Annotated in this window: 11 protein-coding genes; 8 read left to right on the forward strand and 3 right to left on the reverse strand. The window is 54.5% G+C overall.

Annotated features, from left to right (window positions below; genetic code table 11):
* Window positions 1-130: 130 nt before the first annotated feature.
* The 3 genes from speE to nsrR form a co-directional block, all read right to left on the reverse strand.
* Entirely contained in the window at window positions 131-1,024 is an 894-nt protein-coding gene (speE, locus tag ETC02_RS15545) for a polyamine aminopropyltransferase (protein WP_050367259.1), read from the reverse strand.
* 57 nt (window positions 1,025-1,081) lie between these two features.
* Window positions 1,082-1,261: a hypothetical protein gene (locus tag ETC02_RS15550; protein ID WP_050367258.1), complete on the reverse strand. Its 180-nt coding sequence runs from the start codon at window positions 1,259-1,261 to the stop codon at window positions 1,082-1,084.
* 161 nt (window positions 1,262-1,422) lie between these two features.
* Window positions 1,423-1,869 carry a nitric oxide-sensing transcriptional repressor NsrR gene (nsrR, locus tag ETC02_RS15555; RefSeq protein ID WP_063211970.1) on the reverse strand — a complete coding sequence of 149 codons (447 nt, stop codon included), beginning with the start codon at window positions 1,867-1,869 and terminating at the stop codon, window positions 1,423-1,425.
* A gap of 172 nt (window positions 1,870-2,041) precedes the next feature.
* Here nsrR and hmpA point away from each other — a divergent pair, with 172 nt between their 5' ends.
* The 8 genes from hmpA (at window position 2,042) to ETC02_RS15595 (ending at window position 9,473) form a co-directional block, all read left to right on the forward strand.
* On the forward strand, window positions 2,042-3,277 hold the full coding sequence (gene hmpA, locus ETC02_RS15560) for an NO-inducible flavohemoprotein (protein WP_050367257.1): 1,236 nt from the start codon (window positions 2,042-2,044) through the stop codon (window positions 3,275-3,277).
* A gap of 79 nt (window positions 3,278-3,356) precedes the next feature.
* Window positions 3,357-3,539, forward strand: coding sequence for a hypothetical protein (locus ETC02_RS15565; RefSeq protein ID WP_152968898.1), 183 nt, complete (start codon window positions 3,357-3,359; stop codon window positions 3,537-3,539).
* Window positions 3,490-4,392, forward strand: a complete 903-nt coding sequence (gene purU, locus ETC02_RS15570; RefSeq protein WP_033014125.1) for a formyltetrahydrofolate deformylase — start codon at window positions 3,490-3,492, stop codon at window positions 4,390-4,392. Before ETC02_RS15565 ends, purU begins: the two co-directional genes overlap by 50 nt.
* A 109-nt stretch (window positions 4,393-4,501) precedes the next feature.
* A complete protein-coding gene (locus ETC02_RS15575) occupies window positions 4,502-4,876 on the forward strand; it encodes a replication termination protein (RefSeq protein ID WP_033014127.1) in 375 nt (124 codons plus the stop codon).
* A 123-nt stretch (window positions 4,877-4,999) separates the two neighbouring features.
* On the forward strand, window positions 5,000-5,875 hold the full coding sequence (locus tag ETC02_RS15580; RefSeq protein ID WP_050367256.1) for an ATP-binding protein: 876 nt from the start codon (window positions 5,000-5,002) through the stop codon (window positions 5,873-5,875).
* Window positions 5,876-5,884: 9 nt separating this feature from the next.
* The gene (locus ETC02_RS15585) at window positions 5,885-7,795 is read left to right on the forward strand and encodes a nitric oxide reductase activation protein NorD (protein WP_171698397.1); all 1,911 of its coding nucleotides are present in this window, start codon (window positions 5,885-5,887) and stop codon (window positions 7,793-7,795) included.
* Window positions 7,796-7,812: 17 nt separating this feature from the next.
* Complete coding sequence (locus ETC02_RS15590) at window positions 7,813-9,051, forward strand: DHH family phosphoesterase (RefSeq protein WP_033014133.1); 1,239 nt, start codon at window positions 7,813-7,815, stop codon at window positions 9,049-9,051.
* 227 nt (window positions 9,052-9,278) lie between these two features.
* The gene (locus ETC02_RS15595) at window positions 9,279-9,473 is read left to right on the forward strand and encodes a hypothetical protein (RefSeq protein ID WP_050367255.1); all 195 of its coding nucleotides are present in this window, start codon (window positions 9,279-9,281) and stop codon (window positions 9,471-9,473) included.
* The last annotated feature ends 317 nt before the right edge of the window (window positions 9,474-9,790 follow it).

The following is a 9,790-nucleotide window of genomic DNA, read 5'->3' on the forward strand; positions in this document are numbered from 1 at the left end:
TGCCTGTGGCTCCCAACGGGACGGGTGCCAGGTGTTGCCTGCAGATAGGCTGCCAACCAGCCTATCATGCATCCACCTCCGAAGGGGAAACAGGAAACCCCCACTTCGATAAGTGGGGGAGGTTCATCGGTCATTTTCCCGTGTTTTCGTTCTCTGTCTCCAGCGCAGCGCGCAAAAAGGAAGGCAACGCGAAGCATTGGCGGAATACGGCGTCATTGACGTATTTTGTATCTTCGGGAATCGCTGTTTGCTTCGGCAGCTCAAGCGGCCGTTTCGAGCCAATTGTAAAGCTCCACAATCCGCCCGGGTACGTCGGCACAACCGCCGTGTACACGAGCACATGCGGGAACAATTCGCGAATGTTGCGGTATGTCCGCTTCAAAATATCGAGATGGAAAATGGGCGACTGGCTTTGGCACACCATGAGCCCGTCCTCTTTTAATGCCCGGTGCACGTTGGCATAAAACTCCGGTGAAAACAGCGCCTCAGCCGGGCCGACCGGGTCGGAGGAGTCGATCATGATGACGTCGTACTCGCGTTCCTTTCCGCGCACAAAGGCGACACCGTCGCCATAAATGAAGTGGACGCGCGGGTCGGACAAATTGCCGGAGACGGCCGGCAAATGTTCTTTGCACGCCCGGACGACCTTCTCATCAATTTCCACCATCTCGATCGCCTCGAGGCGGGCATACTTAGCCGTTTCTCTGGCTGCCCCGCAGTCTCCCCCTCCGATGATCAGCGCCCGTTTGGCTTCCGGATGAAACTGAAGCGGCACGTGCGAAATCATCTCATTATAAATATGGCCGTCAATCGAGGTCGTTTGCACGACGCCGTCCAGTACGAGCATGCGGCCAAAATCATACGAATCCAAAATCATGACATGCTGATACTCGGATGGCTCGGCAAAGATCACCTCTTTGATCCGGTAGCTAATTTTCAAATTGTCGCGGTCATCTTCGGTGAGCCAAAGCTCTCCGTTGCCCATATGCAAGTAAGGGGGTAAAGCGCTTCCTTCGTGTTTCATTGTGACCTCCTTTAGTCATGCAGATGTTTTCACACCTTTCTAATCTTAATATATTCTTCATCTTGTGGCAAACAAAGGGGTTTGCCGGCCGGTGCCGGACGTGTTCATCCCGCCGCCCATGTTCGACGACTGGTTGCGTTTTTCCGGCCGCTCCTCGTCTTGGCCGCCGCAGCCGGCACAAAGGCTGACCGCTAACGCGCAAATGGCGGCAAGCGGCATCATCCATCGTTTTCGCATCTTTTCCTCCTCCTTTCGTTTCCATCATAAACTGAGACGGCGGGCGACGACCACGACATCGTATGATTCCATCGTTCCGTCTCCCTTCATGCGGCGATGCTTGCTTATAGTGTGCCTGTTCGGCAAAAAATAACACTCCCCGGCACCCGGCCGGAGAGTGTCTATCGATCGCGCCGCTCCCCAAGCAAAGCACGAAGCGACGTACGGTTTTCAAGCAAATCAGCGAGCGTATACGCATCGAGCACACGCAAAAACGCTTCTAACGCCTCGCGAAGCGCAAAACGGAGCCGGCATGAAGGCGTCAGCACGCATTCATTACCGTGAGCGGCGAAGCACTCCACAAGCGACAAATTGTCTTCCGTCTCGCGAACGACCGCACCGATGACAATCTCCTCCGGCCGTTTCGCCAGGCGAATCCCGCCGTTGCGTCCGCGGATCGTTTCGATGTAGCCAAGCTTGCCGAGCTCATGGACGATTTTGCTTAAATGATGATCAGAGAGGGAAAACGCAGTGGAAATTTCTTTGATATTTGTTTTTTCGCCTTCATCGAGCGTTCCTAAAAACAGCAGCACACGCAACGCATATTCTGTATAGTTCGTCAGCTGCATGGTCATCCACAACCTTTAGACAAGATGGTTGCTTCCATTGTATCACACCTGTCTGTGCGAGGGAATTGTGAACAATTTATTAAAGATGTATTTGAAACGTTGCTTTTTCACTATGCGTATGATTGAATAAAACATGTATTTAAAATACATGTTTTATGCGAGGAGATGAAACATGGCTACGACAACGGCTTTGCACCCAAAAACGATTGAGATCGTCAAATCGACCGTACCGGTGTTGGAGCAGCACGGCGAACAGATTACCAAACGGTTTTACCAATTGATGTTTTCGAACCATCCAGAATTGTTGAATATTTTCAACCATGCCAACCAAAAACAAGGGCGGCAGCAACGCGCCTTGGCGGCAGCCGTGTACGCGGCAGCGCGCTATATCGATCAATTGGACGCCATTTTGCCGGTCGTGCGGCAAATCGGCCATAAACACCGGAGTTTAGGCATTAAACCGGAACAATACCCGATTGTCGGAAGGCACTTGCTGCTAGCGATCAAAGACGTGCTCGGCGACGCTGCCACTGATGACGTGATAACGGCTTGGGCGGCAGCGTATGAAGCCATTGCCGCTGTTTTCATTCAAGTCGAGAAGGAGCTCTACGATGAAGCTGCGGCCAAGCACGGCGGCTGGCGTGACTTTCGCCGATTTGTCGTCGTGAAAAAGGTGAAAGAAAGCGGCGTCATTACTTCGTTTTATTTGGAGCCGGAAGACGGCAAGGCCATCAGTGATTATTTGCCGGGTCAATACGTGAGCGTCAAACTGTCGATTCCGGGCGAGACGTATACGCATATTCGCCAATACAGCTTATCGGATGCACCTGGAAAAGGGTATTACCGCATCAGTGTCAAACGGGAAGCAGCTACAGCGGAAAAACCGGCCGGCATCGTGTCGAACTATTTGCATGACCACATTCACGAAGGCGATGTCGTCGAGTTAAGCGCTCCAGCCGGCGACTTTACGCTTGATCTCACCAAAGAAACGCCGGTCGTCTTTATCAGCGGCGGCGTCGGCATCACTCCGCTTTTAAGCATGGCGAATACATTGGCCATCCGTCAGCCGAATCGTCCGGTGACGTTTCTTCAAGCTGCCCTAAACGGCCGCGTGCAAGCCTTTGACGAAGAGTTGCGGGCATTGGCCAAACGCCCGTCGTTTGCCTACCATCTCTGTTACGAATCGCCGTCTGAAGACGACCGCCGTCATCCGCATTTCGGCAAAGAAGGACGGATCGACCTTGCTTGGATGAAAACGGTCATTCCGACTCGCGACGCTGACTTTTATTTCTGCGGCCCGGTGCCATTTATGAAAACGGTCTACCGCGCCTTAGCAGAGTGGGGCGTGCCAGAAGAACGCATCCATTACGAATTTTTCGGCCCGGCCGGCGATTTGACGAAAGACTGATCACGGGCAGATCAAAGGGTGTCTCCTACATAACGAGACACCCTTTGATCTGCCATTTTACTCGAGGGGAGATGTTCTTTTGAATATCGCCCCTTCCGCCGCAGGGGCAAAGGCGGCTTTTCTTGCAAAAAAGATGGACCGTGCAGTTGGCAAGCGGATGATTTTTTTGTATGATGAAAACCAAACGACGGAAAGAAAAGGGAGAGAACAACATGACGACATTTCGCCAACATCGCTGGCAATCATTTTTGCAAGGCTATGAAGATCGCGCCCGCCTGCTCATTTCCTGTCCGGATCGTCCAGGTATTGTCGCCGCGGTCACGTCCTTCTTGTATGAGCAAGGCGCCAATATCGTCGAATCGAGCCAATACTCGACCGATCCGAAAGGGGGGACGTTCTTCCTCCGTTTGGAGTTTGACTGCCCGAACATCACGGAACGAAAAGACCAGATCGAAGCGGCGTTCGCCCCGATCGCTGCTGAATTTCAGATGCGTTGGCAGCTTCGGCTGCACAACGACATTCGGCGAATCGCGATTTTTGTCTCCAAAGCCGAGCATTGTCTGCTTGAACTTCTTTGGCAATGGCAGGCGGGAGAGCTGATCGCCGACATCGCCCTTGTCATCAGCAACCACCCCGACTTGCGCGAGACGGTCGAGTCGTTTGGCATCCCGTATGTGCATATTCCGGTGACGAAAGAAACGAAAGCGGACGCCGAAGCCGAACAAATCCGTCTGCTTCGTGACTATCAGATCGACACGATCGTGCTTGCCCGCTACATGCAAATTTTGTCGCCGGCGTTTGTCGCTGAATTCCCGGGACGGATCATCAACATCCACCACTCATTTTTGCCCGCCTTTATTGGCGCGCGTCCGTATGAGCGGGCGTATGAGCGCGGCGTCAAATTGATCGGCGCCACATCGCACTACGTCACCGACGATTTGGATGAAGGGCCGATCATCGAGCAAGACGTCGCCCGCGTGGACCACCGCCACCATCCCGACGATTTAAAGCGGATCGGCCGCCTGATCGAAAAAACCGTGCTCGCCCGGGCGCTCAAATGGCATTTGGAAGACCGGGTCATCATCCACGGAAACAAAACGATCGTGTTTTATTGAACCCAAGCGGGAGAGGATTTTTCCTTTCCCGCATGGTATAATGAAGATAAGCAGGATTTGGCCGCCCAAAGAGCGAAATTTCATCCGTAGGGAAGGAGGGAAAAAGCCTATGGGAGAAAAACGGACGCCCAGCGGTTTTCTGTTAAAACAACGTGCGTTTTTAAAACTGTATTTAATCACGTTAACGGAACAAGAACGGTTGTATGGACTGAAGCTGCTTGATGTGCTGCGCCAAGAGTTTAAACCGTTCGGCTACCAGCCGAACCATTCCGAAGTGTACAAAGCGCTCCACGATTTGATTGAAGACGGCATTTTAAAGCAAGTCAAGCAGAAAAAAGAAGGCATGAAGTACCAAGAAGTTGTGTACTACCGCTTCGCGGAAGGGGGGCAGGAAAAGGCGAAATTGTACAAACGCCAACTGAAAGCGGAGCTGGACCGGTGTGCGGCGCTCATTCGCAAGGCGATTGAGGACAACTTCAGTTGAGGGCGCCTCTTTTTTTGTATGAATTTACATAACATTTTTATGGTGAATTCTGTTTGTTTTGCATCCCACCGAACGATTTAGTAGAATGGGAGAAGGACACGGCAACAGAGAGGAAGACGTAGGATGTTGACATGGCCACAGGTTGTCATAAGGGAAATGGAAACACGAAAATCGTTATTCCGCCATGATCCAGATCACGCGCTGATCGGCTCCGGCGGGTATACGGCGGAAGACGAAGCGATCGTGCACGATGCGGCCATCGCCCTGGCGCTTGGAAAAAACGTACTGTTAAAAGGTCCAACCGGATCGGGGAAAACGCGGCTGGCGGAAACGTTGTCCGCCTTGTTCGGGCAGCCGATGCACAGCATCAACTGCTCTGTGGACCTTGATGCCGAGGCGCTACTTGGGTTTAAAACGATCGTGCACCGCGACGGCCAAGCGGTGATCGAATATGTGCCCGGTCCGGTCATCCGGGCGATGGAGAAGGGGCATTTGCTATACATTGATGAAATCAATATGGCCAAACCTGAGACGCTGCCAATCTTAAACAGCGTGCTTGACTATCGGCGCCGCCTCACCAATCCGCTCACTGGCGAGGTCGTCGAGGCGAAGCCGACGTTTGGCGTCATTGCGGCGATCAACGAAGGTTATATCGGCACCGTGCCGCTCAATGAAGCGTTAAAAAACCGCTTCGTCGTCATCGATGTCCCATATGTGCAGGGGGAGACGTTAAAATCGGTCATCATGGCACAAACTACATTAACAGACGATGCGTTGATCAACCGTTTCGTCGCCTTGTCAGCCGACTTGCTGGCGCAGGTGCGAAACGGGCAAGTGGCAGAAGAAGTGGCTTCCGTACGCGCCTTGCTCGATGCGTGCGATCTGGCGGTGCATATCCCGCCGCTGCGCGCCATTGAACGAAGCATCATCGACAAGCTCGACGATGAACGGGAGCGGGCGGCGGTGCGCAATATCGCGGAAACATGGTTTGACGAGTAGGAGGCGGCCATGGAACGGTTTATGATGTTCAACGATCGGCCGATTGATCCGTTTTTGGTGATGCAGCTCGCCGATCTCGCCCGAACGCTCGCCCGCCGTCCTGACATGACGGTCGAGTTCGCCGCCCATTCCGGGATGCATCCGGTTAAGCCAACGGTGTACGTCAGTCAGTTTTGGGATGTGTATCCGCCAAAGGAGAAAGAAACGGCGATGAAAAGCGATGTCGCCTTGCGCGTCATCGGCACGCGGCGGCATACGGACCTAGCGGCGGTCCGCGCATTTCGGCAAGCAGCCGAAGCGCACCCATGGCCGAAACTGGCGAAACAGCTGTTTTCGTTGGCTGAGGATCTTCGTGTTGAGGCCCTCTGCGAGCGGGAACGGCCCGGGGTGAAACGTTGGTTTCGCACGCGCCGCCGCCTTTACCGTCGCTACTTCACCCAGCAATGGCAGGCAAACCAGACCCGCGGCGCCGCCGCCGATCAATTTTTGGCGGCGATGTATTTGCGGCTGACCGCCGACTCGCCGCTTGATGACGTTCCGCTCGCTCCGATGGCGGATGAAACGGTGCAGGCGCGCCTTGACGCGCTGTGGCCGCAATGGTTTGACGCGATGTCCACCGCGGATACGGCCCGCTGGGCGTTAGCCATCGTCGCATTGATGGAAGAGGCGCTTGCCGGTGACATGGTGAACGCTTACACCTCGCTTCCATTTGTCGATGACGGGGACGATGAATCGGAGATGACGGTTCGCGATTTGAAGCGGGTCGATCCGTTGGAAAACCGCGATGCAGCGGAAAATCCGTCAAACGGCAAAGCGCACCAGGAAGTGCTGTCGACGTGGCACCGGGAAACAAGCCGGCCGAATGGGAATTTTCTCCGCTTTGAGTTGGAACGCGGCACCCGCACTGGCATGCTTGGCGACGGGGCGAGGCCGGGGGACGATGGCGACCAGGCGCTCGCCATTGTCCAAGGAACGTCCCGGCCGGCGAAGCGAAACGAATACGGCCTCGAGGCGGCAGCCGCATTCCAGGAACATCGACCAGCCGGAGGCGGTGCTCCATATGGGGAAGCGAACCGCCAGGCAGCCATCATTGTTTTTTCTTCCCCGCCGCCAAGTCGTGACGAACGGGACGAATACCGCAGCAAACAGGCGGCGGCCGCGCCATACCGGAAGCGGCTTGTGCGCGTGATGGAGCAATGGCTCGAACACCAGCGCAGCACGTGGCGCACGAACTTGCCGGCCGGACGGCTGCGCAAACAGCTCATACCGTTTTTCACCGACGAGCGGCCGCGCCTGTTTTACAAAAAAGGCGAGCCAGCGCGGCGGTTCAACGCAGCGTTCGGCCTGCTCGTCGACTGCTCGGCGTCGATGCACGATAAAATGGATGAAACGAAAACGGGGCTCGTTCTCTGCCACAACGTGCTTCAAACGTTGCGTGTGCCGCACCAGATCGTCGGGTTTTGGGAAGATGCCAACGAGGCAACCGCGGCCAGACAGCCGAATTACTTGCAAGTGGCTGTTTCGTTCCGCGAGTCGTTGGACCCATCAAGCGGCCCGGCGATCATGCAGCTTGAGCCCCACGAAGACAACCGCGACGGGCTGGCGATCCGCTGGATGACTGAGCAACTTCTCCGCCGCCCAGAAACGCAAAAAGTGTTGCTCATCTTTTCTGACGGGGAACCGGCCGCCTATGGCTACGAACAAAACGGCATTATCGACACGCATGAAGCGGTGGTCGAAGCGCGGCGGCGCGGCATTGAGGTTGTCAACCTTTTTTTAGGCCGCGGGGCGGATGACGAATCGACGCGGCGGACGATTGAAAACATTTACGGCCGCTTTCGCGTTTTCGTTCCACAAGTGAGCGAGCTGCCCGACCGACTGCTTCCGCTTTTGAAAACGTGGCTGCAAAAAAGCTTGTAACAAAAGGATGGGAATCGATGATCAAACTATTTACCGACAGCGATTTAGACGGCATCGGCTGCGGATTGCTCGCCAAGCTGGCGTTTGCCGAGGTGAACATTTCGTTTTGCTCGTACCGGAACTTGGATGAACGGGTCAGCCAGTTCTTGCAAAGCGAGGAAGCGAATGGCGCCATGCTGTTTATCACCGACCTAGCCGTCGGCCAGGAGGTGGAGCAGCAGCTCGCCGAGCGGGCCAAGCGCGGCGGCCATGTGCAAGTCATCGACCACCACGTGACCGCGCTTCATTTCAACAGCTATCCATGGGGATGGGTCGCGCCCGAACGGGAAGACGGCAAAAAAACATGTGCAACCTCGCTCTTTTACGATTACCTCGTCCGCGAAGGAAAACTGGCGCCTAACGAAACGTTGGATGCGTTTGTCGAGCTCGTCCGCCAGTACGACACGTGGGAATGGGAAGAAAATGGGAATTTGCAAGCGAAGCGGCTCAACGATTTGTTCACCATTCTCGGGCTCGACGGCTTTTGGGAGACGATGAGCGAGCGGCTCGCCTCCGGGGAGGCGTTCGCCTTGACGGAGACGGAAGAGTTGCTTCTGGATATGGAAGAAAAGAAAATTCAACGCTACATCCGACAGAAGCAAAAGCAGCTCGTTCAGCGCTGGATCGGCGATTACTGCATCGGCGTCGTGTTCGCTGAACGCCATCTGTCGGAGCTTGGCAACGCCTTATCCAAACGGCATCCGCACCTAGATTTGATCGCCCTAGTCAATCTCGGGACAAAACATATCGGGTTTCGCACCATCCATGACAATGTCAACGTCGCCGAATTCGCGAAGCAGTTTGGCGGCGGCGGCCACCCGAAGGCATCGGGTTGTTTTGTGGATGACACGACCTTTCCGCTGTTTGTCATCGAGACGTTCCCGCTTGCGCCTGTTTATGGCGATGCGGAACAAAACCAACTGAACAAGCGGGAAGAGGCAGAAGGCGTGTTTTGGACGAATCATCAGGGCCAGTGGTGGTTAAGCCGCCAGACGGAACAGGGATGGACATGGTATGCCGACGGGGGAGAGGCTCGCACCTTTCCCGATGAAGCCGCGGGCGAGCGATGGTTAAAGCGGCAGTTTGCGGCAGGGCTCGCCTACGACGCCGCTGTGCTAGAGTTTTTAAGTGTGCGGCTTGGGCGGGACAAAGACGCCATCCAAGCCGACTATCCGTCGGCTGTCAAACAATACAAACATCAAACCGGCATCGAATAAGGTGCCGGTTTTCTTTGCGGCGACAAGAGAGAGACCGCTGGCTTTGCAGCATGGCGGCAGGCTGATTCCGGCGGTGACAACGAACATACTACGTGACACGGCGGCCCATTCCGCCAGCCATTTTTTCATAGTGCCGCGGCACAGAAAATGTTAACATAATTGTAACAGTTTTTGTGTTTAGGAAAAACAGTCTCTGATTATAATAAGTACATAGGGAGGTGAAGAGGGTGAAACAGTACGTCTTTTCCTTTTACACAGACCAAGGAAGAACGTCTGTCTGGGATGAGGCGATTCCGGCATCTGGGATGATGGAAGCCTTTTCAAAAGCTCGACGGCTGCTCATCAGGTACAAACAAGAGAAAGGCATACCGGTTCGCGTTCGGTATAAAGGCGTCCGCTATCGCCACACCGACATTGCATAACGTTGAAAGTTAAAAAGAAAGGATGGGAGCATGCCTTTCCTGCGACAATCGACACGCAGCGGGTAACGTGCAGTGTTTCATGAACCACTCGGGAACACTGCACGTTTTTATTTTATTTGCATCCGCACGCCATTCAACTCGGCAGGAGAAAGGGACAAGCCCAGCCACTGTCAAACGATCAGGAAGGCGAGAGTCAGTCAAGACTTTGTGGAGAACATTTTTTCGGTTCACTACGGGCGTTGTCAATCACTAGTTAGCGAACCATTTTCAGGAATTCATATCGTAAGCGCTTTCGGACTCTCATCCCTCATCTTGAG

The organism is Geobacillus sp. DSP4a (genome assembly GCF_013096875.1).
Lineage (GTDB): Bacteria > Bacillota > Bacilli > Bacillales > Anoxybacillaceae > Geobacillus > Geobacillus thermophilus.